The sequence below is a fragment of the Streptomyces sp. NBC_00038 genome (assembly GCF_026343635.1).
GTDB lineage: Bacteria > Actinomycetota > Actinomycetes > Streptomycetales > Streptomycetaceae > Streptomyces.
This window is the reverse complement of the sequence record NZ_JAPELQ010000001.1, coordinates 7,865,364-7,889,241: the sequence shown is the minus strand read 5'-3', so window position 1 is coordinate 7,889,241 and position 23,878 is coordinate 7,865,364. Positions and strand designations below refer to the sequence as shown.

The 23,878-nt window shown below is 69.6% G+C and carries 15 protein-coding genes and 1 riboswitch; of the genes, 5 read left to right on the top strand and 10 right to left on the bottom strand.

All coding sequences use genetic code 11. The annotated features are described in order from the left end of the window. Positions 1 to 430 precede the first annotated feature (430 nt). From OG219_RS35625 to OG219_RS35615, 3 genes are all read right to left on the bottom strand, one after another. A complete protein-coding gene (locus OG219_RS35625) occupies positions 431 to 1,360 on the bottom strand; it encodes an ADP-ribosylglycohydrolase family protein (RefSeq protein WP_266833585.1) in 930 nt (309 codons plus the stop codon). Positions 1,361 to 1,372: 12 nt separating this feature from the next. Further along, a complete protein-coding gene (locus OG219_RS35620) occupies positions 1,373 to 2,032 on the bottom strand; it encodes a histidine phosphatase family protein (protein WP_266833583.1) in 660 nt (219 codons plus the stop codon). Positions 2,033 to 2,137: 105 nt separating this feature from the next. Next, positions 2,138 to 2,743, bottom strand: coding sequence for a DUF4937 domain-containing protein (locus tag OG219_RS35615; RefSeq protein ID WP_266833581.1), 606 nt, complete (start codon positions 2,741 to 2,743; stop codon positions 2,138 to 2,140). A gap of 155 nt (positions 2,744 to 2,898) precedes the next feature. Here OG219_RS35615 and OG219_RS35610 point away from each other — a divergent pair, with 155 nt between their 5' ends. Further along, positions 2,899 to 3,432, top strand: a complete 534-nt coding sequence (locus tag OG219_RS35610; protein WP_266833579.1) for a TerD family protein — start codon at positions 2,899 to 2,901, stop codon at positions 3,430 to 3,432. A gap of 139 nt (positions 3,433 to 3,571) precedes the next feature. On the opposite strand, the gene OG219_RS35605 is transcribed toward OG219_RS35610, so the two are convergent. Both OG219_RS35605 and nrdR read right to left on the bottom strand, forming a co-directional pair. Further along, positions 3,572 to 6,472 (bottom strand): vitamin B12-dependent ribonucleotide reductase, encoded by a 2,901-nt coding sequence (locus OG219_RS35605; RefSeq protein ID WP_266833577.1) that lies wholly within the window; start codon positions 6,470 to 6,472, stop codon positions 3,572 to 3,574. A 148-nt stretch (positions 6,473 to 6,620) separates the two neighbouring features. Beyond that, positions 6,621 to 7,184 carry a transcriptional regulator NrdR gene (nrdR, locus tag OG219_RS35600; RefSeq protein ID WP_266833575.1) on the bottom strand — a complete coding sequence of 188 codons (564 nt, stop codon included), beginning with the start codon at positions 7,182 to 7,184 and terminating at the stop codon, positions 6,621 to 6,623. A gap of 518 nt (positions 7,185 to 7,702) precedes the next feature. On the opposite strand from nrdR, the gene lexA reads away from it, so the two are divergent. Then, a complete protein-coding gene (gene lexA / locus OG219_RS35595) occupies positions 7,703 to 8,479 on the top strand; it encodes a transcriptional repressor LexA (protein ID WP_266833573.1) in 777 nt (258 codons plus the stop codon). Positions 8,480 to 8,820: 341 nt separating this feature from the next. On the opposite strand, the gene OG219_RS35590 is transcribed toward lexA, so the two are convergent. From OG219_RS35590 to OG219_RS35570, 5 genes are all read right to left on the bottom strand, one after another. Then, entirely contained in the window at positions 8,821 to 10,797 is a 1,977-nt protein-coding gene (locus tag OG219_RS35590; protein ID WP_266833571.1) for an ATP-dependent DNA helicase, read from the bottom strand. Between the two features lie 88 nt (positions 10,798 to 10,885). After that, positions 10,886 to 13,093 (bottom strand): IucA/IucC family siderophore biosynthesis protein, encoded by a 2,208-nt coding sequence (locus OG219_RS35585; protein ID WP_266833569.1) that lies wholly within the window; start codon positions 13,091 to 13,093, stop codon positions 10,886 to 10,888. A 57-nt stretch (positions 13,094 to 13,150) separates the two neighbouring features. After that, positions 13,151 to 13,948, bottom strand: coding sequence for a GNAT family N-acetyltransferase (locus tag OG219_RS35580; protein WP_266833567.1), 798 nt, complete (start codon positions 13,946 to 13,948; stop codon positions 13,151 to 13,153). A 39-nt stretch (positions 13,949 to 13,987) separates the two neighbouring features. Continuing rightward, a complete protein-coding gene (locus OG219_RS35575) occupies positions 13,988 to 16,057 on the bottom strand; it encodes an IucA/IucC family siderophore biosynthesis protein (protein WP_266833565.1) in 2,070 nt (689 codons plus the stop codon). A gap of 502 nt (positions 16,058 to 16,559) precedes the next feature. Then, a complete protein-coding gene (locus OG219_RS35570) occupies positions 16,560 to 18,029 on the bottom strand; it encodes a diaminobutyrate--2-oxoglutarate transaminase family protein (protein ID WP_266836345.1) in 1,470 nt (489 codons plus the stop codon). A 493-nt stretch (positions 18,030 to 18,522) separates the two neighbouring features. On the opposite strand from OG219_RS35570, the gene OG219_RS35565 reads away from it, so the two are divergent. The 3 genes from OG219_RS35565 to meaB are packed head-to-tail and all read left to right on the top strand — an operon-like array spanning position 18,523 to position 23,482. Next, positions 18,523 to 20,328 carry a methylmalonyl-CoA mutase family protein gene (locus OG219_RS35565; RefSeq protein WP_266833563.1) on the top strand — a complete coding sequence of 602 codons (1,806 nt, stop codon included), beginning with the start codon at positions 18,523 to 18,525 and terminating at the stop codon, positions 20,326 to 20,328. Next, positions 20,328 to 22,502, top strand: a complete 2,175-nt coding sequence (scpA, locus tag OG219_RS35560; protein WP_266833561.1) for a methylmalonyl-CoA mutase — start codon at positions 20,328 to 20,330, stop codon at positions 22,500 to 22,502. The genes OG219_RS35565 and scpA overlap by 1 nt, the downstream gene beginning before the upstream one ends. Beyond that, complete coding sequence (meaB, locus tag OG219_RS35555; protein ID WP_266833559.1) at positions 22,499 to 23,482, top strand: methylmalonyl Co-A mutase-associated GTPase MeaB; 984 nt, start codon at positions 22,499 to 22,501, stop codon at positions 23,480 to 23,482. Before scpA ends, meaB begins: the two co-directional genes overlap by 4 nt. A 3-nt stretch (positions 23,483 to 23,485) precedes the next feature. Beyond that, positions 23,486 to 23,716: riboswitch (cobalamin riboswitch) on the top strand. Positions 23,717 to 23,878 lie beyond the last annotated feature (162 nt).

Here is a 23,878-nt window from a genome sequence, read left to right as displayed (position 1 = left end):
GGCGGCGTGGCGGAAAGGGTATCCACAGGCAACCTGCGTCAGGGCGTGGCGGTGGCGCTGTAGCAAGCCTGTGACAGAGGCAGCCGCTACCGGCACGGACGTCGGTGCGGTGCGACGCACCCCCTGACGGGACCGTCAGCGTCCCGGAGCTCTCCGAGGCGGATCGCCTCCCACGAAGCTCACGAAACAAGCCGCATAAGCACAGACGGGAAGCAGCACGGCACTCCCCCGAACTCGCACTGCGACCCACCGGCGACGCCCACCGCGGCCCTGAGTCCCTGCGGCCCCGGGTCCCTGCGTCACCGCGTCACCGCGTCACCGCGTCACCGCGTCACCGCGTCACCGCGTCACCGCGTCACCGCGTCACCGCGTCACCGCGTCACCGCGTCACCGCGTCACCGCGTCACCGGCACGATCCGCCGGAGCGGCTCTACGCCCCGCTCGCCATACGCCCGTACGCCGCCCCCGGCATCCAGTCCGGCAGCCCTTCCGTCCGCTCCAGCCACGTCCCAGGCGGCGCCCCGGCCCTCCCGGAGGCGACGACGCCGCCCACGATGGCGCAGGTCGTGTCCATGTCGCCGCCCACCTGGGCGGTCGCCCAGAAGGCCTTCTCGTAGTCGCCCAGGCCTCTGGCAGCCGACCAGAGCGCGAACGGAACGGTGTCGTGGGCCGTAGTACGCCGCCCACAGCCGAGGACGGCGGCGACAGTGGCGGTATCGGCGTAGTCGAGCATGTCCCGGGCGCGCCGCAGCCCGGCGCCGACGGCGCTGCGCGGGACGAGCGCGATGACGCCGTCGAGCAGAGCCTCGGCGCTCGGCGGACCGGCGGGGTCGGCGGCCAGCGCGGCGGCAGCGGCGACGGCCATGGCGCCGACCACGGCCTCGCGGTGCTGGTGTGTGGGGTACGCGGAGATCTCGGCCTGGTGCGTGGCCTGCTCCGGATCGTCCGCGTACCAAGCCCCCAGAGGGGCGATCCGCATCGCGGCGCCGTTGCCCCACGAACCCTGTCCGTTGAAGAGGGCGGCCGACAGCTCTCGCCAGTCGCCACCCTCCCTGATCAGTCTCAGCAGCCGGTTGACCGCGGGGCCGTAACCCCGGTCGAAGTCGTGGTGCTCGGCGAAGGAGCGGGCCAGCTCGTCCTGGTCGATGCGGTCGTGTGCGGCCAAAACGGCCACTACGGAGCAGGCCATTTCGGTGTCGTCGGTCCATTGCCACGGTCGGGGCGGCAGCTCACGGCGCTTGAGCAGCGGGTAGTTCGCGGGCACGAAGAACTGCGAGCCCAGCGCGTCCCCCACCGCGAGTCCACGCAGGCTGGCCATGGCGCGGTCCAGGCGTCCGGGGGGAGAGGAGTCAGCGGTCATCGCCCTGCCACTCTATCCGGTGATTCCGTACGGTTCCGGATCACGCCAGCGTTCGAAAGGCCGGTCGAGGGTGTACCTGCCGTCCTCGCCGAGAACGAGCATCCGCGACTCCCCGTTCCCCGGATTCGACAGCGATTCGAAGTCCGCGACCGTCCAGTGGAACCAGCGCATGCAGAACAGCCGCATGGCCAGGCCGTGAGTCACCAGGAGCACGTTCGGCGGGTGGTCGGGCGCCTCGAAGCTCCGGTAAAGGCTCTCCAGGAAGCCGCCGACCCGGTCGTACACGTCGGCTCCGGACTCGCCCTGCGCGAAGCGGTAGAAAAAGTGCCCGTACGCGTCCCGGTAGGCCTTCTGAAGGCGCACGTCGTCGCAGTCCTGCCAGTTGCCCCAGTCCTGCTCGCGCAGCCGAGGCTCCTCGCGCACTCGTACGAGCTCCGGGTCGAGGTGAAAGGCGCGGAACGTCTCGTGCGTACGGCGGTACGGGGAGACGTAAACGCTTACGCTCTCGCGCCCGAACACCTCCCGCAGCCGCTTTCCGGTCTCCTCCGCCTGCCGCCAGCCGAGTTCGGTGAGCGCCAGGGCATGGTCGGGCTCGCGTTCATACACGGTGTCATCGGCGTTGCCCGTTGACTCGCCGTGCCGGACAAGGACGATGCGCCGTGGTCGTGCCATGCCAAGACCCTAAGACGAGTGACCCCGGATCGAGCACTCGTACGGGCTCCATACGGCGTAGATCACACAACATCGGCACACACGGGGCGCGGGCAGGCGGCCTCGTCAGACCGTCCAGGCGGGCTCCAGCTCCACGATGTCGCCCGCGAGGGCGGCCACGTCGGCCTCGGTCTGAGCGCGCAGCGCGAGCCGTTCCACGCGCTCGGAGCGGTACTTGCCATGCTCGGCGGCCGACTGCCACATGGAGAGGATCAGGAACTCATGTCCTGGCGCCTCGCCGAAGAGGCCCCGCACCATGCCGGGTGAACCAGCCATCGCCGGGTTCCAGACCTTCTCCTGCATCAGCGCGAAGTGCTCGGCCCGTTCCTCGTGGATACGGCAGTGGGCCACCCGCAGCAGATCGGTGTCCGTGAAGCGCGGCTCGAAGCCGGTCTTCACGTCGAAACGGTGGTCGAACAATTTGACCTGGGAATCCTTGAAGGTGCCCGATTGCGTCGCGGCGAGCCGGTCGTGAGAACGGGCCATGAAGGAGTCGTAGAAGGCACGGCTCTCCCAGAACGCGAAAATGTGCGCGACGCCGGACCGCCCCCGGCTCCATCCCCCGCCCTGTCCCCGGAATCCCGGCTCCCCCAGAAGCCCCGCCCACTTTCGCTGCCCCCGCTCGAAACCGCGGCGGTCCACCACGGTGCAGCGAATCCACTTGACCAGCACCGCGCCATCGTACGGCCATGGAACGTGGCGCCGGTCACGCTCCGGCGCACTGCATCCGCACGAGCGCCCCCGCGCGCGTGGCACGATGGGCAACCAACCCTGATTTCACAGCAGTTGGGTCGGGAAGCAGATGGGAAACGGGGAGGGGAGATCTGGTGAACGGTCTCAACAAGGGCATCCGCAAGGTCGAGCTCGCGGTGAAGTGGGACCCGAGTCCCGTAGGTGAGCCCTCGACCGATCTCGACATCATCGCGGCGACATATCTGGCGGCCGACCTGCAAGGAAAGCCCGCCTACGTAGTGCACTTCGACAGCCGCTCCCCGGACGGCACCATCTATCTGAACCGGGACAGCAAGGACGGCAAGGGCTTCGGCTGGGACGAGGTCATGACGCTGGAGCTGAACCGCCTCGACAGCCGCTACGCGCGCGTGGTCGTCGGCGTACTCATCCAACAGCGCTCCGGCCACAAGACGTTCGTCGGCGTGGCCAACCCCGCTCTGCGCATGCGCGAGGGCTACACCGTCCTGGCGGAGGACGAATTCGGCGACGTCCTCGGATCCACGGCGGCCACCGTCGGGGAGTTTCTGCGCGACGGTTCCGGAGAGTGGACTTTCCACCCCGGCATCCGTGGATACGACACGGACCCGGCGACCTTCGCCAGGGTCATGGGGAGCGGCGAGGACTCCTGAAACGCTCTCCTTGGAGAGGCGTTTTCGAAAGAGACCCCTCCGTAGGAGGGCATTAAGGCTCCGGTAGGGCATCAGCAAAGCGCGGAAAACGCTGAAGGGCGGCACGGCCAGTGGCCGTGCCGCCCTTCAGCTCTTCAGATCAGCTGCAACCGCTGGTCGAGCCGCAGCCCTCGCAGATGTAGCAGGAGCCGGCCCGCTGCATCTTCGTACCGCAGGAGAAGCACAGGGGGGCGTCCGCCTGGATGCCCAGCTGCATCTCCACCAGTTCGGCACTGGTGTGGGCCTCCAGCGGGGCGGGCTTGGCCGCCTCGACCACAACCTCCGCCTTGGGGGCGGCGACGGCCTTCAGTTCCTGCGCGCGGGGCGCGGACTGAGCAAGGCCCTCGACATCCACGTCGTCGTCGGACGGCTCGTAGGACCCGGTCTCCAGGTGACGCTGACGCTCGTCGATGGAGTGGATACCGAGCGCGGAGCGCGTCTCGAAGGGCAGGAAGTCCAGCGCCAGGCGGCGGAAGATGTAGTCGACGATCGACTGCGCCATCCGCACGTCCGGGTCGTCCGTCATGCCGGCCGGCTCGAAGCGCATGTTCGTGAACTTGGAGACGTACGTCTCCAGGGGCACGCCGTACTGCAGACCCACCGAGACGGCGATGGAGAAGGCGTCCATCATGCCGGCGAGGGTGGAGCCCTGCTTCGACATCTTCAGGAAGACCTCGCCGAGACCGTCGTCCGGGTAGGAGTTGGCGGTCATGTAGCCCTCGGCGCCGCCCACCGTGAAGGAGGTGGTGATGCCGGGACGGCCCTTGGGGAGACGCTTGCGGACCGGGCGGTACTCGACGACCTTCTCGACCGCGGTACGGATGGTCTCCTCGGCCTTGGCGGTGACCTCGGCCTTCTCCTTGTCCTTGGTCTTCGCGGAGAGGGGCTGGCCGACCTTGCAGTTGTCGCGGTAGATCGCGAGCGCCTTGACGCCCATCTTCCACGCCTCGAAGTAGACCTCTTCGACGTCCTCGACGGTCGCCGTCTCCGGCAGGTTGACCGTCTTGGACAGCGCGCCGGAGATCCAGGGCTGGATCGCGGCCATCATGCGGACGTGGCCCATCGCGGAGATGGAGCGCTCGCCCATGGCGCAGTCGAAGACCTCGTAGTGCTCGTGCTTGAGGCTCGGGGCGTCGATCACATTGCCGTTGTCGGCGATGTGGGCGACGATCGCCTCGATCTGCTCCTCCTGGTAGCCCAGGCGGCGCAGGGCCTGCGGCACGGTGCCGTTGACGATCTGCATCGAGCCGCCGCCGACCAGCTTCTTGAACTTGACCAGCGCGAGGTCGGGCTCAAGACCGGTCGTGTCACAGGACATCGCGAGACCGATGGTGCCGGTCGGGGCGATGACCGAGGCCTGCGCGTTGCGGAAGCCGTTCTTCTCACCGAGGTGGAGAACGTCCTGCCAGGCCTCCGTGGCGGCGGCCCAGATCGGACTGTCCAGGTCGTCCACGCGAGGGGCCACGGCGTTGGCGTCGGAGTGCTGCTTCATGACGCGCTGGTGCGGCTGCGCGTTGCGGGCGTAGCCGTCGTACGGGCCGACGACCGCGGCGAGTTCGGCGGAACGCTTGTACGAGGTACCGGTCATCAGCGAGGTGATCGCGCCGGCGAGGGAGCGACCGCCGTCGGAGTCGTACGCGTGGCCGGTCGCCATCAGGAGGGCGCCGAGGTTGGCGTAACCGATGCCCAGCTGACGGAAGGCGCGGGTGTTCTCGCCGATCTTCTGGGTCGGGAAGTCCGCGAAGCAGATGGAGATGTCCATCGCGGTGATGACCAGCTCGACGACCTTCGAGAAGCGGTCGACGTCGAAGGACTGGTGGCCCTTGCCGTCGTCCTTCAGGAACTTCATCAGGTTCAGCGAGGCGAGGTTGCAGGACGTGTTGTCCAGGTGCATGTACTCGCTGCACGGGTTCGAGCCGTTGATCCGGCCGGACTCCGGGCAGGTGTGCCAGGCGTTGATGGTGTCGTCGTACTGGATGCCGGGATCGGCGCAGGCCCAGGCCGCCTCGGCCATCTTGCGGAAGAGCGACTTGGCGTCGACCTCCTCGATGACCTCGCCGGTCATACGGGACGTCAGGCCGAACTTGCCGCCCGCCTCGACCGCCTTCATGAACGTGTCGTTCACACGGACCGAGTTGTTGGCGTTCTGGTATTGGACGGACGTGATGTCGTCGCCGCCCAGGTCCATGTCGAAGCCCGCGTCACGCAGGGCGCGGATCTTCTCCTCTTCCTTCACCTTGGTCTCGATGAAGCCCTCGATGTCGGGGTGGTCGACGTCGAGGATGACCATCTTGGCCGCGCGGCGCGTGGCGCCACCCGACTTGATCGTTCCTGCGGAGGCGTCGGCACCGCGCATGAAGGAGACGGGACCCGAGGCGTTGCCGCCCGAGGAGAGCAGCTCCTTGGAGGAGCGGATGCGGGAGAGGTTCAGGCCGGCGCCGGAGCCGCCCTTGAAGATCATGCCCTCTTCCTTGTACCAGTCGAGGATCGACTCCATGGAGTCGTCGACGGACAGGATGAAGCAGGCGGAGACCTGCTGGGGCTGCGGCGTGCCCACGTTGAACCACACCGGGGAGTTGAAGCTGAAGATCTGGTGCAGGAGCGCGTACGCAAGCTCGTGCTCGAAGATCTCGGCGTCGGCGGGCGAGGCGAAGTACTTGTAGTCCTCGCCGGCCTTCCGGTACGTCTTCACGATGCGGTCGATGAGCTGCTTGAGGCTCACCTCGCGCTGCGGGGTGCCGACGGCACCGCGGAAGTATTTGCTGGTGACGATGTTGACCGCGTTCACCGACCAGGAGTCGGGGAACTCGACGCCACGCTGCTCGAAGTTGACCGAGCCGTCGCGCCAGTTGGTCATGACGACGTCACGGCGCGCCCATTCCACCTCGTCGTACGGGTGCACGCCAGGAGTGGTGTGAATGCGCTCGATGCGCAGTCCCTTGCTGGCCTTGGTTCCCTTGGCGCGGGAACCTCGTGCCGGACCGCTCGCCGTCTCTGTCATGCCGCCTCCCTGTATCGGGCTAAAACGCCCAGAAGTGCCTCGTTCTTCCCGTGGCACGGTGTGTGTCTGATGCTGCGCGCGCCGCATACGGCCGCCCGCAACAGGTCTGTGGTCGCCGCCGGCGAGCCGACCCGAGTCGGCCTTTCCGTCAGTCGGCGGCGTTGGCGGGCACGGGGACCTGGACGGCCTCTCCGGACCCGCGGTCGCTTTCCGGGCGCTCCGCGGAGGCGTCTTCGTCGTCCGCCTCGTCCGCAGCGGGGCGCTGCCTCGTCTCTTCCCTGAGTTCCACGATGGCCGCCTCGAAGTCCTCGAGCGAGTCGAACGCCCGGTAGACGGACGCGAATCGCAGATAGGCGACGAGGTCGAGTTCCTGCAACGGGCCGAGTATGGCCAGTCCCACGTCATGGGTGGTCAGTTCGGCACTTCCGGTGGCCCGCACCGCCTCCTCGACCCGCTGGCCGAGCTGGGCGAGTGCGTCCTCGGTGACAGGCCGCCCCTGGCACGCCTTGCGGACGCCATTGATGACCTTGGTACGACTGAAGGGCTCGGTCACGCCGGAGCGCTTGACCACCATCAGCGAGCACGTCTCCACGGTCGTGAAACGACGGGAGCAGTCGGGACACTGGCGGCGCCTGCGGATCGACGTGCCGTCATCGGTCGTACGACTGTCGACGACACGGCTGTCGGGGTGCCTGCAGAAGGGGCAGTGCATGGCTCCAACCCTCCTTCACAGCACGACTCATAGAGCTCGGGAGACCCCTTGGGTCCCTCGAAGCAGCCCCAAGCATAGGCGATGACCGAGGGGCCGGAGACCCGGGGGACCACAACTTCTGGGCTGCTGTTGCAATCCAACCACTACATGTGGGGCTTGACCCGTAAATTCACTGATGACGCGCGTGTCGCACACGTATTGGCATGTGCCGCAAGGCCATACCGATTCCAGACACACAGGGATAGCGTGGTCGCCGCACGGAATGGGGGGCGGTTCCCGGTCGACGGGGCACCGGATGGCAGACTGGGCAGCGGCCCAGGTCGACCGGCGCAGTCGCCGCCCCGGCGGTGGAGAGTACAGCAATGAGACCTTTTGTCCGCCAGGTGCAGCGTTAGCCATACACCCAGACACATGATCGCGACAGGCAATCCACACTTTTTCACTCGAACGTGTGTTTGGCGCAACCTTTCGAAAGCAACTACCGTTGTCCAGCAGGGAGACCATCGAGAGGGGCCGACGTGACCACCACCGCAGACAGCGCCACCATCACTGCCCAGGACCGCTCCCAGGGCCGACTCGAGCCGGTGCATGCGATGAACGAAGCTGCGAATCATGAGGGGCCCAAGCGTTCCCTGCCGGGCCGACCTCCAGGCATCCGGGCGGACAGCTCGGGCCTCACCGACCGCCAACGCCGGGTGATCGAGGTCATCAGGGACTCCGTGCAGCGGCGCGGCTACCCGCCGTCGATGCGGGAGATCGGACAGGCTGTCGGCCTTTCCAGCACCTCCTCGGTCGCGCATCAACTGATGGCACTTGAGCGCAAGGGCTTCCTGCGGCGCGACCCGCACCGCCCGCGCGCGTACGAGGTCAGGGGCTCGGACCAGTCCTCGGCACAGCCCACGGACACCGCGGGCAAGCCGGCCGCGTCGTACGTCCCGCTCGTGGGCCGTATCGCCGCAGGTGGGCCGATCCTGGCCGAGGAGTCGGTGGAGGACGTGTTCCCCCTCCCCCGCCAGCTGGTCGGCGACGGCGAGTTGTTCGTCCTGAAGGTCGTCGGTGACTCGATGATCGAGGCCGCCATCTGCGACGGGGACTGGGTCACGGTCCGCCGCCAGCCGGTCGCGGAGAACGGCGACATCGTGGCCGCCATGCTCGAAGGCGAGGCCACGGTGAAGCGCTTCAAGCGCGAGGACGGGCATGTGTGGCTCCTGCCGCACAACTCCGCGTACCAGCCGATTCCCGGCGACGAGGCGACCATCCTCGGCAAGGTCGTGGCAGTGCTGCGGCGCATCTAGCACGCCCTGACGGGCGCGATACTCCGCCCCGCCCTTGACCGGGCCCCGGGACCAACTGCGCCGGTTCCGGGGCCCTGTGCGTTTTCTGGCCGGGGGCCTCGGGCTGTGCTTGTTCTGGCCGGGGCTCGGGCTGTGGGCCATTTCTGGCCAGGTCCGTGGGGGCGCTGCGACCGGTGATCGGTGACGCCACGGGGCAGGCCGGTGTTGTCCGAACTCCTGCCTCTGCATACCTCTGCAGGGAGCTCGGCCAAGGCTCGCGGGGGACTGCCTGAGGGCAGCAACGCCCTGGGGGCGGCCGCGCACGCCACCCCGGCGCGTCACGCCCGCCCGCCGCGTAGGCGCTACGCGTCCTCCGTCTTCCGCGCGGCCTCGTCAATCGCGGCCAGGGACCTCCGCACCTGGTTACGGTCCGTCGTGTACCAGAACTCGGGCAGTGACGCCTTCAGATAGCTGCCGTAGCGAGCCGTGGCCAGGCGCTGGTCCAGTACGGCGACAACGCCGCGGTCCCCCGACGCTCGTACTAGGCGACCGGCGCCCTGCGCCATGAGCAGGGCCGCGTGGGTGGCGGCGACGGCCATGAAGCCGTTGCCCCCCTTGTCCTCGACGGCCTTTTGGCGGGCGCTCATCAACGGGTCGTCCGGGCGAGGGAAGGGGATCTTGTCCATGACGACCAGCTGGCAGCTGGGACCCGGGACGTCCACGCCCTGCCAGAGCGAGAGCGTGCCGAAGAGGCAGGTCTTCGGGTCGGCAGCGAAGTTCTTGATCAGCTCGCCGAGCGTCTCCTCGCCCTGGAGCAGGATGGGGTACTCGGGGATGCGCGAGCGCAGTTCCTCGGCCGCGAGCTGGGCGGCCCGCATCGAGGAGAACAGTCCGAGCGTGCGGCCTCCGGCGGCCTGGATCAGCTCGGTGAGCTCGTCCAACATGTCCCCGCGGTCGCCGTCGCGCGCGGGGCGCGACAGGTGCTTGGCAACGTAGAGAATGCCTTGCCTGGGGTAGTCGAAGGGCGAGCCGACGTCGATGCCCTTCCACTGCGGAAGGTCTTCGCCCTCGATGCCCTCCGGGGCGAGCCCAAGGGAGGCTCCCACTCCGTTGAAGTCACCGCCGAGCTTCAGCGTCGCGGAGGTCAGGACGACGGAGCGGTCCGTGAAGAGCTTCTCCCTGAGGAGCCCGGACACGTTCATGGGAGCGACGCGCAGGGACGCACCGAAGCGGTCGTGGCGCTCGTACCAGACGACGTCCCATTCCGAGCCGTTGGTGATCCGCTCGGACACATCGTGCACGGTCTCCAGCGAGGCGAGCGCCTGCTTACGTACCGCGTCCTCGTCCTGGACGGACTTGTCGCGCGTGGAGCCGAGCGCCGAGATCACCGTACGGGTGGCATCGCGTAGCGCCATCAGTGCGTACCCGAGATCCTCCGGGATCTCCTCCAGGCGCCCGGGCAGGGCCAGCTCCATCAGCCGCTCGAAGCCCTCGGCAGCGGTCTGGAGCTGGTCGGCGGCCTTCTCGTTGACGAGTTTCGCGGCGCGACGGACGGCACGGTTGACCTGGCCGGGCGTGAGCTCGCCGGTCGCGACGCCGGTGACCCTCGAGACCAGCTCGTGGGCCTCGTCCACGATCAGCACCTCGTGCTGCGGGAGGACCGGCGCGCCCTCGATGGCGTCGATCGCAAGCAGCGCGTGGTTGGTGACGACGACCTCGGCGAGTTTGGCGCGCTCGCGGGCCATCTCGGCGAAGCACTCGGCTCCGTAGGTGCATTTACTGGCGCCCAGGCACTCCCGGGACGACACGGACACCTGGGCCCAGGCGCGGTCGGAGACGCCTGGCGTGAGGTCGTCCCGGTCCCCGGTTTCGGTCTCGTCCGACCAGTCCCGCAGTCGCACCAGGTCCTGGCCGAGCTTGCTGGTGGGAGCGGCCGCCTCGAACTGATCGAAGAGGCCCCCGTCCTCTTCCTGGGGCACACCCTCGCGCAGGCGGTGCAGACACAGATAGTTCGACCGGCCCTTCAGCATCGCGAACTCGGGGCGCCGGCGCAGCAGCGGATGCAGCGCGTCCACGGTCCGCGGAAGGTCCCGCTCCACAAGCTGCCGCTGGAGCGCCAGGGTGGCGGTCGCCACGACCACCCGCTCCCCGTGCGCGAGCGCGGGTACCAGGTAGCCGAGCGACTTTCCGGTGCCGGTACCTGCCTGGACCAGCAGGTGGGAGCTGTCGTCGATGGCGCCCGCGACGCTTTCGGCCATGGTCACCTGGCCAGGGCGCTCCGTACCGCCTACGGCAGTGACGGCAGCATGCAGGAGTTCGGGGAGTGAGGGCTCTGTCATAGCTCTGCCACCCTACGGGGCACCACTGACAACCGGGCGATCAAGGTGGTGGCGACGGTCGTGATCAGGACGAGCACCGGTCGCGTGATCAAGGCTGGTGGAGGGGGTTCGGGACGGTGCCGTGTACGGCGGCGTGCGGGCGCTCCGGGCGGTCACGGTAGCCATCGAGATGCAGGCGGTTCCGGTTCAGACACAGGCGCGCGATACGAGGAGTGAGCAGGTCGAAGGTCTCGTAGCGCTCCTTGAGCTCTGGGAATCGCGTCTGGTGGCGGATGATCTCCGCTCGAACGAGGGACCAGAACTCGTCCTCCGGGACACCCAGTTGCTCCTCGCAGAGCGGTGCGAGATAGCGGAACACCCCCACAAAGAGCCCGGAATGGATGAACTGCGTCAGGAACGCGGGTGGCTCTGTGAGCAGCACACGCCGTACGTCGTCGGGCATGGATGCGTGCTCGGGCAGGGGGTCCGCGCTCACGTTGACGTCGTCCACGAAGTCCTTCACCGCGAGCCTGACGGGAACGTCATGGTCGTCGAAGACAACGATCGCGTTCTCTCCATGTGGGCTGAAGACAGTGCCGTACCGATAGAGAAAATGCAGCAGCGGAGGCAGCAGGGCGGCGAAGAGCCGACGCAGCCAGACCTTGGGGGCCAGACCCGATCGGGCGACGAGCTGCGCCGTGAAGGAACGGCCCTCCGGATCGGTGTACAGAAGCGCCGCCAGTGTGCGGGCGCGTTCTCCGGGGGCCAGCTGACGGGGGACCGGCTCGCGCCAGATCGCGCCGAGTAATTCCTTGTACTGGTAAGGAACTTCGGGGAGGGCGTCGTACTCAGGGTGCCCGACGGTCACCGATGCGACCTCGCCCAGCAGGATCACCCGGCAGGTGTCACGCAGGAACGGGTCGGCGTCGCGCAGGGCGTGCATCCAGGCGGTGACGGCGGGGGCCGCGAGCGTCCGCTCCGTCGGAAGCCCGCGCCACACCAGGGTGTTGAGCACGGAAAGCGAAAGCTTCACGGTGTGCCGGTCGGGGCGCGAGACGTTGAGGAACGTCCGGATCGACTGCTGGGCCAGGCGCAGATCGCCGTCCGAGTGCAGCGGCACGATCTCGCCCGCGGCGACGGCGGACGCGAAGAGCGGCAGCACGATGTCGTCCCACTGCCAGGGGTGCACAGGCAGATAGAGGTACGACTCCGGCGCGAGCCCACGCGCGCGGAGTACCCCGTCGAAGGATTCCCTGGTGGCGGGGGCGAGCTCGCGCGCGTAGAGCTGTTCGGCGGTGTCGAGGCCCGGGACACCTCGGAAGCTGGCGAGCGTGGTCCGCACCGCGATCCACGGAAGAGCCGTCGCTCGGCGAGCCTCCGGCGCCCAGTCCGCGGCGTCCCTCGCGGAGAAACCGAGGCGACCCTTGTTGAGCACGATCCAGGGGTGGCCGGTCTGGTGGCCCTCCAGTTCCGCGTATCCCAGGTCGGCCAATTCGGCCGCCGTCAGGGCGTTGTGGTCGAGGCGCGTGTCTGCGGCGAGCGTGGTGCTCAGCTCGCGAATGACATGGCCGAGCGTCGCACCGTCCAGCCCCAGCGTGCCGCGCGCCCGGGTGAGGAAACCGAGCGGGTCGGTGAAGGGCCGCGGCTCCTCCTCTCCTTCCGTTTCCTTGAGAGCCAGCGAGGCGGGGTCGACGCGCCAACTGTCGTACGCGGTTCGGCGGGCGCGGAAGCGGAGGCTGCCGCCGGCGTCGAGGCGGAGGGAGTAGGGGGCGTGTCGGGAGTGCGGGGCAGGTGGATTGCCGGACACGGACGGGGCAGCGTCGCCGGTGGGTGCGGAATCCACGGCAGTCCGGTCCAAAACCGGGGCCGGGGATGCCTCGGGGTACGAGGACAGGTTCGGCGATGGGTCTGGGGAAGGATCCAGGGACGGGTCCGGGGGCGCGGTTGGGATCAGCTTCCGCGACTGACCGGAAGTCTGGTCCGAGGCTGGGGGTGCGGCTGCGGCTGCGGCTGCGGCTGCGGCAAGCCCCGACTCACGATCTGAGGATGGAAAGGGGACCAGGGTTGGTTTCCGCTCAAGATCCGGGGACGCGGTCGAGTCCAGCAATGGCTCCGGCTCCGGCTCCGGCTCCGGCTCCGGCTCCGGCTCCGGCTCCGGCTCCGGCTCCGGCTGGATGATCCCCTCGTGCGCGAACTCTCCGATCATCTTGGCGAGCAGCCGGCGGCCGGCCTGCTCCCACCGGTCTTTGCGCAGCTCAGGAGGGTCATACAGAGCGGAAGGGTCGCTGGAGGCAGGGGTGGCGGATGAATTCGGCACGAGCACTCCTCGACAGGGAACCGGATCGGGACGAGCGGTGTACTACATGTGACGGCGCTACAACAGATCGCGCAGGGCCCGGTCTCGGACCATCAGGGCTGCCCGCTTGTCGGGCAGGTCGACCTCGGCGGAGAACCGAAAGCCCGCGCTCAGGAAAGCGGAGACGGAGGGGGTGTTGCGAAGGTCGGGTTCCGCGACGACGCGAGCGCACGAGGGGCGCTTGTCCAGTACGAGGTCCGCGACAGCTCTGAGCAGGGTGGAGCCGAGGCCTCGCCCACGGTTGGCGACACCACCGATGAGGAGGTGGATTCCGGTGTCGTGCGGTCGGGCGGGGTAGTGGCGCGCCAGGAGGTCCAGGTCCGCGCGGTAGATCTCCCAGTAGCTCATCGGCGTGCCCTCCAGCACACCGAGGCAGGGGATACTGCGTCCGTCCCCGTCCAGCTGACGACGCAGGTGCTCTTCGGCCACGGACTCGGGCCCCGCCAGCTCCCAGAACGCGGCGACGGCAGGGTCGTTCATCCAGCGGGTGACGAGCGGGAGATCACGCTCGACGCATACGGGGACGAGGTGGAGGGCGCCCGCGGGAGTGTCGGTCGGCCCCCAGTCGGCTACGCGGTCGAGCAGGTCGTCACCCGCCGGGGAGACGTCGGCCTTCTCCGTGCTCTTCCGCTCTCCGCCGGCATCGCCGTGAGCCCTGGCTTCCGCGGCGAGGAGCGCGATGAACTCGTCGGGCAGACGCAGATCCAGGGTGTCCTCGCAGTCCGCGCCGGCACCAGGGCTCGAACCAGGCCCCGTGTTGGTGCCGAGTTCGGTGACGGAGGCGGTACCGGCGTCGGTGCTCGCATCGGGAGGCACGGCGACGCTCCTCTCAGGAGACGGGGTGGGTCATGTTCCTCAGGAATGAAGGGGGTTGGTGATGGTGACGTAGACGGACTGGGTGTCGACGGGACCGACGAGTTCGTCGAGGCCGTGCAGTCGGGTGAGCAGGTTGGCCTTGCAGCGCAGGACGCGTGAGTCGAGCAGGTGGGCGGGCAGGGACGTACGCAGCCGAGCAGGCCCGGTGGCCACGTCGGTGAGGAAGCGGCGGAAGGCTGCGAGCAACAGCTCTTCGTCGGCCAGGTGTTGGGAGCCGAATGCGCCGACGAGGCCGAGCACGTTGTTGATCGCGAGGTAGTAGGCGAAGCGTTCGTCGGTGACCTCGTCGGAGACGAACGTGTCGCTGTGTTCGCCGATGCCGGGCAGCCGGGCGTCGAGTTCCGCGCGCCGTGACTCGCGGAAGTAGTAGCCCTGGTTGTCGCGGTAGCGGCCGCCCGTGGGCCACCCCTCGGGATCCAGCAGAAGCAGCGTGTTCTGCTGGTGCGCTTCCAGAGCGATCCCCGCCTCGCCGTCCAGCCATAGCACGGGGCGTACGACCTGCTCCAGGTAGCGCAGGAACCACTCGGTGGCGACGGCGCCGCGGGGACGGCCGGTGCGGCCGGCGAGGCGGGTGACGATCTCGGCGAGCCGGGACCGCATCAGGGGCCTGCCCTGTGTCTGGTCCCGCGTGCCGGATTGGGCGTGGGGCCTGGGTGAGACCAGTCCCGCGATGCAGCCGGCGTCGTCCGCCGGGCCGAACGGGTTGTGGCGGATCATCACGTCGAGCCCTGGCATGGGGTTGCCGTCCGGGTCGTCCACGGCCAGCCAGGCCGGGTCGCGGACGATGTCGAAGCCCGGGTGGACGGCCTGCCACTGCTTGAACAGGCCGCTGCGCAGCAGACGGTGGACCTCCACGCCACGGTGGAGTTCCTTGCGGAGGTTCTCACGACGGGAGTTGGTGATGCGCACGCCCAGCGACAGCTTCAGCATCGCGGGGGCGCCGGAGCGGTAGAGAGTGCGGACCGAGGAGGTGGGGTGCCAGGCGGAGCCATGCGGGCCGAGGTCTTGGAGCAGTCCCGCGTCCAGCAGAGCCGCGGCCTCGGGACGGTGCCGGATCTCGCTCATCTGCCAGGGATGCAGTGGCAGGGCGGCGTACCCGTCGGGGAGCGACAGCCCGGCTCCGGCCAGCCGTGCCGTGAGCTGTTCCGCGGTGACGGGGCGGCCGCGTTCCGTCCACGCCGAGTCGGCAGCCAGCACAGTGGGTGCCACGGCCATCCAGTGCAGCGGGAAGGAGCCGCGCAACTCCGGTGAGTACAGCCTGGCTTCGGCCTCGGAAAGGCCCTCCCGGCTCTTCGGGGTGGGGTGCAGCGGGTGTCCGAGCAGGAGCGCCTGCTCGGCGGTGAGGAAGAGGTCGGGCTCGTCGGCGGGGTGTTCCCTGCGGTCACCGATGAACACGGCGGTACGCCGAACTGAGTCGGCAACACGGCCGACAAGATCGGCACCGTCACCGGCGGGGCTGTGCGAAACGCCCGCTTCGGGGTGGGGCGCTCGCGCTTCGCGAGGTGGTCCGGGGGGCGTGGCTGCCGTGCCGTGCGTAGCTGCCGTGGCCGGCGTAGCTGCCGTGGCCGGCGTCGCGGCCCTGGCGGTTGCAGGGTCCGTGTTGGCTGCCCGCGTGCCGGTGGCCGCTTGTCGCGCGAACAGTGCCGCGACCGTGACCGCGTCTGCGGGCGGTGCCTCATCGGGGGTGTCGGCGAGGTAGGGGAGGCCGAAGCGGTGCCAGCCGGTGGGGGACCAGTAGTGGACGGGGGTGAGCAGGGTCGTGCCGCTGGCCGGGAGTGCGATGCGGAGGGTGCCGTCCTCAGGGGCGGGCAGGTTGTTCTCCCGTACCCAGCAGCGCAGCAGGTTCTCGACAGCCGCCGCCTGGGCCGCGGTATGCGGGTCGGGGTGCTCCAACAGGTCCGCGGTGACGCCGCGCAGCCGCTCGGACTCCCGGGCCCCTTCCTTCTGGCGGGGGACCGATTCGCCCCCGGGCACGAGCGGGGTCTGCGTGCCATGGGCCGCACGCTCGTGGGTGTGGGGACGACCGTCGGATGCGGGGGTGGCGTTCAAGAGAGTTCCTTGTGGAGTCGTTCGGGTTCGTGCGACGACGAACCGGGGCGGTACGGGGTGCGTCGGGCCTTTGGCGTTCCTGGTGGATTCGGGTGGGGGCGGCGGGTGGAAGTGAAGTGGGTGGAATGTGGAATTGGGATGGCGGATCGGTCCGGGTGGTGCGGGGTCGGTATGAAGGACCGGCTTCCACGGGGTGTCGGGGTGGGCGGTGCTGCTCCGAAGCGTGGCTCACGACGGGTGGGGGCCGGGATGGGCAGGAGTACGGCGCCCGTACGAGCCCCAGGGCCCCCGCTTCGTAGGGCGGATCCAAGCGCCGTACGACGTCGCGCTCCGGCGACGCACGCCTCGCACTCCAACGCCGCGAGCAGCACTGTGCGGTCCCCCGGTGTCCTCCGGTGTCCTCGGTCACTGCACCGCCCCTTCGCCGCCCCAGTGATCCGGGCGGCCCGGCGCCCGGACGGGCGCGACCACGGAACCCCCCGAGAGCCCGGCCACTTCTGCCCTATCCGGCGTGTTCGTCCCGGACATCGCCGGGATCCCGAGCCTGACCGCAAGGCGTGTCCTCACCCTCAAGCCCACCTCCACCACCGGGCCCACCGCCACCACGCCTCCGGCTCTCTCCGCGCCCCTGGTGCCCTCGCGCCACCGCCCCCACCGCGTCCGCGAGTCGGTCGAGTACTGCGGTTGCCTGTTCGTCGCTGATGGTCAGCGGGGGGAGGAGTCGCACGACGCTGGCGTGGCGGCCGCCCAGTTCCACGATCAGGCCTCGGCGGAGGCACTCGCGTTGGACGGCGGCGGCGAGTTCGGGGGCGGCGGGTCGGGAACCGCCGGCAGCGGGGTTCGGGGCCGCCTCGGGGTCCACCAGTTCCACGCCGATCATCAGTCCGCGGCCGCGTACGTCTCCGATGCAGGAGAACTCGTCGGCCAGTGCGCGGAGTTGGGCGAGCATGCGAGCGCCGAGAGTGCCCGCGCGTTCGGCGAGGTGGTTTTCGCGGACGTATGCGAGGGTCGCCGTGCCGGCGGCCATGGCGAGTTGGTTGCCGCGGAACGTGCCCGCGTGGGCGCCGGGTTGCCAGACGTCGAGGTCGTCGCGGTAGACGACGACGGCCAGCGGCAGGCTTCCGCCGATGGCCTTGGACAGGACCATGACGTCCGGTGTGATCCCGCTGTGTTCCACCGCCCAGAAGGTCCCGGTCCTGCCGACCCCGGTCTGGACCTCGTCCGCGATCAGGGGGATGGACCGTGACGCGGTGATATCACGCATCCGGCGCATCCACGCGTCGGGCGCCGGAATCACCCCGCCCTCGCCCTGGACGGGTTCGAGGATCATCCCGGCGGGCTGCGGCACGCCCGACTTGGGGTCGTCGAGCATGGACTCGGTCCAGCGCGCCGCCAGTTCGGAGCCGCGGTCACCGCCGATGCCGAACGGGCAGCGGTAGTCCTGCGGATAGGGGAGGCGCGCGACACGTACGTCGGTCGCGCCCCCGGATGCGTCGAGCGCCCCCGCGGTCATCCCGTGGTAGGCGCCGGTGAACGCGAGCATCCCGGTGCGTCCGGTCGCCGCGCGCACCAGTTTGAAGGCGGCCTCGACCGCGTCCGTCCCGGCAGGTCCGCAGAACTGCACCCGGGCGCGGGCGGCGAACTCGGGCGGCAGCGTGCGGAACAGCTCCGTGGTGAAGGCGTCCTTGACGGGTGTGGCGAGGTCGAGGACGTGCAGCGGGGCTCCGGAGTCGAGGACCTTCCTGATCGCCTCCAGGACCACCGGGTGGTTGTGCCCCAGGGCCAGGGTGCCCGCCCCGGACAGGCAGTCGAGGTAGCGGCGGCCGTCGGCGCCCTCGATCGTCAGGCCGCGTGCACGCACGGGGACGATGGGCAGGGCGCGTGCGTAGGTGCGCGCCGCGGACTCGCGCGCGGACTGGCGCCGCAAGATCCCTTCGTGCGCCGCGCGCGCCCCCTCAGAGGCGCGGGACACACCTTCACGCGCCCCTTCAGCCCCACCGACAACGCCGGGCGCCCCCTCCCGCGTCTCCTCGGGCTCACGCCCCACCGGCACCACCGCAGACTCGGTCACGGCCACGACTTCAGGTCCTCCCGCTGTCCAGAGGCGAGTTGGCGGAGGGGTCCCGAACGCATGCGGCAGGTCCCCCGTACGTACCAACGACGCCACCCGCGCGGGGAAGCGGGTGACTCGAAAATCCCTGCCGTGACGGAACCGCTGCGGGTCCGACCCGGGGCGGGGCAGCAGGCTCGACAGCCGCGCCGCCCGCCGCTTACGACCGGGCCTCAGCGGTGGCCGATCACCAGAACACCGCGGCGCCGACCTTCTTCCGCTGCCGCAGTCGGGGCTGCGCCAGCCCGTGTACCCACGGCCGGATCACACCCGGAGAGCAAGACCGGCAGGAAGAGGGCAAGGTCACAGCCCTGCCCTCTGCTGCTCCTTTGTCCGGCTGGCCTAACATCCGAGCATGACGGTCCTGCCTGACGACGGGCTTTCGCTGGCCTCCGAATTCCCTGACGCCACTCATGAGCAGTGGCAGCGCCTCGTGGCGGGCGTACTGCGCAAGTCGGGCAGGGAAGTCCCGGAAACGGCAGCCGAAGATGCTCTGTCCACCGCGCTGGAGGACGGGCTCGGCATCCGGCCCCTGTACTCCGCGCACGACGCCGCGCCCGATGCCGGCCTACCCGGTTTCGCCCCCTTCCTACGCGGTGGCCGTGCCGAGGGGAACACCGTCGGCGGCTGGGACGTACGCCAGCAGCACACGGCCGTCGACGGCGGCGCGGTGCTCGCGGACCTGGAGAACGGCGTCACCTCGCTCTGGCTGGTCGCCGGTGCGGGCGGGATCCCGGTGCCTTCGCTCGGCCGGGTCCTCGACGGCGTGTACCTCGACCTGGCGCCCGTGGTCCTGGACGCGGGACGTGATGTGGAGTCCGCCGCACGGGAGTTGCTGCGGCTGTACGAGGAGCGGGGTGTCGCCAAGGAGGCGGCGCGCGGCAACCTGGGTGCCGATCCGCTGGGCCACCAGGCCCGTACGGGGGACGAGCCGTTCGGCTTCGCGCCGGTCGCCGGCCTCGCGCGGCTGTGCGCCGAGGGATACCCGGGGCTGCGGGCACTGACCGTGGACGCCTTGCCGTACCACGAGGCCGGTGGCTCCGCCGCTCAGGAGTTGGGCTGCTCGCTGGCGACCGGTGTCGCCTATCTGCGGGAGCTGGACGAGGCGGGTCTTTCGGTCGAACAGGCCTGCGCGCAGCTGGAGTTCCGGTACGCGGCCACCGCCGACCAGTTTCTGACGATCGCCAAGCTCCGGGCGGCCCGCAGGCTGTGGGCGCGCGTGACCGAAGTCTGCGGTGCCCCGGTCGGGCAGCTCCAGCACGCCGTGACCTCGCCGGTGATGATGGCACGCCGTGATCCGTGGGTGAACATGCTGCGTACGACGGTCGCCACGCTGGCCGCCGGGGTCGGCGGCGCCGATGCCGTGACCGTGCTGCCCTTCGACCACGCCCTCGGTCTGCCGGACGCGTTCGCGCGGCGGATCGCCCGCAACACCTCGACGATCCTGGTCGAGGAGTCGCACCTGTCGAGGGTGATCGATCCGGCGGGCGGCTCCTGGTACGTGGAGCGGCTCACCGACGAACTCGCGCACGCGGGCTGGGAGTTCTTCCAGTGGATCGAACGGGAGGGCGGCCAGGCGGAGGCCCTTCGCTCGGGCCGGCTCGGTCAGGAACTGGCGAAGACATGGGAGGCGCGGAGCGCGAAGCTCGCCCAGCGGCGTGAGCCCGTGACCGGGGTCAGCGAGTTCCCGAACCTCGCCGAGCGGCCCGTGGAGCGCGTTCCCGCGCCCGCTCCTCCCGCCGGCGGACTCCCCCGGGTGCGGCGCGACGAGGCGTACGAGGCGCTGCGCGCCCGCTCGGACGCCCACCTGGCGGCGACCGGGTCCCGGCCGCGGATCTTCCTGGCCGCCATGGGTCCCGCCGCCGCCCACACCGCGCGCCTCACCTTTGCCTCGAACCTGTTCCAGGCCGGTGGCATCGAGCCGGTCACGGAGGGCACCTTCGAGGACAGCGGTGCCACCGAGGTCTGCCTGTGCTCCAGCGACGCGCTGTACGAGGAGCAGGCCGCGGATACCGCCCGGGCCCTCACGGCGGCGGGTGCCGGGCATGTGTTCCTCGCCGGCCGGCCCGGGCAGTACCCCGGTATCGACGGCTATGTCTTCGCGGGCTGTGACACCGTCACCGTGCTCTCCACCGCACTCGACCGTATGGGAGTGTCCTGATGGGAATCCCCGACTTCTCCGGGATCGAACTGGGGACGCCCACCGCCGACGGCGGCCCCGACGAGTGGCGTACAGCCGTGAAGAAGGCGACGGGCGGGGACGACCTCCTCTGGGAAACCCCCGAGGGCATCGCGGTCAAGCCGCTCTACACCGGGCAGGACGTCGAGGGCCTGGACTTCCTGGGCACCTACCCGGGCATCGCCCCGTATCTGCGCGGCCCGTACCCGACGATGTACGTCAACCAGCCCTGGACCATCCGCCAGTACGCGGGCTTCTCCACCGCCGAGGAGTCCAACGCCTTCTACCGGCGCAACCTCGCGGCCGGTCAGAAGGGCCTGTCCGTCGCCTTCGACCTGCCCACCCACCGCGGCTACGACAGCGACCACCCGCGCGTGACCGGTGACGTCGGCATGGCGGGCGTGGCCATCGACTCGATCTACGACATGCGCCAGCTCTTCGACGGCATCCCGCTCGACAAGATGACCGTGTCGATGACGATGAACGGCGCCGTGCTGCCGGTGCTGGCGCTGTACATCGTGGCCGCGGAGGAACAGGGCGTACCGCCCGAGAAGTTGGCCGGGACCATCCAGAACGACATCCTCAAAGAGTTCATGGTCCGCAACACGTACATCTATCCGCCGAAGCCGTCGATGCGGATCATCTCCGACATCTTCGCCTACACCTCGCAGCGGATGCCGCGCTACAACTCCATCTCCATCTCGGGCTACCACATCCAAGAGGCGGGCGCGACGGCCGACTTGGAGCTGGCGTACACGCTGGCCGACGGGGTGGAGTACATCCGGGCGGGGCGGGGCGCGGGGATGGACGTGGACGCGTTCGCGCCCCGGCTGTCCTTCTTCTGGGCGATCGGCATGAACTTCTTCATGGAGATCGCCAAGATGCGGGCGGCGCGGCTGCTGTGGGCCAAGCTGGTCAAGCAGTTCGACCCGCAGAACGCCAAGTCGCTTTCCCTGCGCACCCATTCGCAGACCTCGGGCTGGTCGCTGACCGCGCAGGACGTGTTCAACAACGTGACGCGTACGTGTGTGGAGGCGATGGCGGCGACGCAGGGCCACACCCAGTCACTGCACACCAACGCCCTCGACGAGGCGCTCGCCCTGCCCACCGACTTCTCGGCACGCATCGCCCGCAACACGCAGCTGCTGATCCAGCAGGAGTCGGGGACGACCCGGGTGATCGACCCGTGGGGTGGCAGCGCGTACGTAGAGAAGCTGACGTACGACCTCGCACGCCGGGCCTGGCAGCACATCGAGGAGGTCGAGGCGGCGGGCGGTATGGCCAAGGCCATCGACGCAGGCATCCCCAAGCTGCGCATCGAGGAGGCGGCGGCCCGCACCCAGGCGCGTATCGACTCCGGACGCCAGCCGGTCATCGGCGTGAACAAGTACCGGGTCGAGACCGACGAGCAGATCGACGTCCTCACGGTCGACAACTCCTCCGTACGCACGCAGCAGATCGAGAAGCTGCGGCGGCTGCGCGCGGAGCGCGACGAGCGGGCGTGCCAGGACTCGTTGGACGCCCTGACCCGCGCCGCCGGGGGCACCGGAAACCTGCTGGAGCTGGCCGTGAACGCGGCCCGTGCGAAGGCCACCGTCGGCGAGATCTCCGACGCCCTGGAGAAGGTGTACGGACGGCACTCGAGCCAGATCCGTACGATCTCCGGTGTGTACCGCAACGAAGCCGGCGATTCCCCGAACGTCGAGCGCACCCGGTCGCTCGTGGGCTCCTTCGAGGAGGCCGAGGGCCGTCGCCCCCGCATCCTGGTCGCCAAGATGGGCCAGGACGGCCACGACCGCGGCCAGAAGGTGATCGCCACGGCCTTCGCGGACCTCGGCTTCGACGTCGATGTCGGCCCGCTGTTCCAGACCCCGGCGGAGGTCGCCCGGCAGGCCGTCGAGGCGGACGTGCACATCGTCGGGGTGTCCTCGCTGGCCGCCGGGCACCTCACGCTCGTACCGGCGTTGCGGGAGTCGCTCGCCGAGGAGGGCCGTGAGGACATCATGATCGTGGTCGGCGGGGTGATTCCGCCGCAGGACGTGCCCACGCTCCTGGAGATGGGTGCGGCTGCCGTCTTCCCGCCCGGGACGGTGATCCCGGACGCGGCGTACGACCTGGTTCAGCGGCTGGCCACCGACCTCGGGCACACCCCGTGATCGATGTCGACACCTATGTGAAGGGCGTGCTCGACGGGAAGCGGGCGCTGGTGGCACGCGCCATCACGCTCGTCGAGTCGACGAATCCCCAACACCGGGCCATGGCGCAGGAGTTGCTGACCGAGCTGCTGCCGCACAGCGGGAAGGCGCGGCGGATCGGCATCAGCGGGGTGCCCGGCGTGGGCAAGTCGACGTTCATCGACGCGCTCGGCACCCTGCTCACCGGGCTCGGCCACCGGGTCGCGGTGCTGGCCGTCGACCCCTCGTCGAGCCGTACGGGCGGTTCGATCCTGGGCGACAAGACCCGGATGGAGCGCCTCGCCGTGGATCCCGCGGCCTTCGTGCGGCCCTCCCCCACCGCCGGCACCCTGGGCGGCGTCGCCAAGGCCACGCGCGAGTCGATCGTGGTGATGGAGGCGGCGGGCTACGACGTCGTGCTGGTGGAGACGGTCGGCGTCGGCCAGTCCGAGACAGCGGTCGCCAACATGGTCGACTCCTTCCTGCTGCTGACCCTCGCCCGCACCGGAGACCAGTTGCAGGGCATCAAGAAGGGCGTCCTGGAACTGGCCGACGTGATCGCCGTGAACAAGGCGGACGGCCCGCACGAGCGTGACGCGCGCGCCGCGGCTCGCGAACTGGCCGGAGCCCTGCGGCTCATGCACTCCGCCGAAGCGGCATGGACCCCGCCCGTACTGACGTGCAGCGCCCGCGAGTCGACGGGCCTGGACACCGTCTGGGAGCGCCTCGACCAGCACCGCACGCTCCTCGACTCGACCGGCCGGCTCGCCGCCAAGCGCCGCGACCAGCAGGTCGACTGGACCTGGACGATGGTGCGCGACGAGCTGCTTCGCCGGCTGAACGGCGATCCGGCCGTACGCGCCCTCGCGCCCGCCCTCGAACAGCGGGTCCGCGCCGGGGAGTTGACGGCCACACTCGCCGCCGAACGCATCCTGGGGGCCTTCGGGGGCGAGACGGGCTGAGCTAGGCTGACCGGTGCAGCTGGTTCGCCCCGTCCGCCAGGCGGGATGCGTCGCAAGAGGGAACCCGGTGGGAATCCGGGACTGCCCCGCAGCGGTGAGTGGGAACGACCGCCGTCATACGCACTGGAGCCGAGAGGTTCTGGGAAGCGACGGTCAGTAGGTGTCCGCCGTACGGAGAACGTACGGAGTACGCGCCCGCGAGTCCGAAGACCTGCCCGCTGCCCGCGCGCGACCGATCGTGCGCGGACATCCCGGTGACCTCGTGGGCGGGTCGGCGTACATACCAGGCAGACGACCGCGCCTCGCCGCTCGAGAGTCGTTCCGTCCGGTTCGTCACCCCTTCGCGCTCTCGTCCCGTCCCGGGATCTCAGGGAGACATCTCGCGAAGGAGATTTC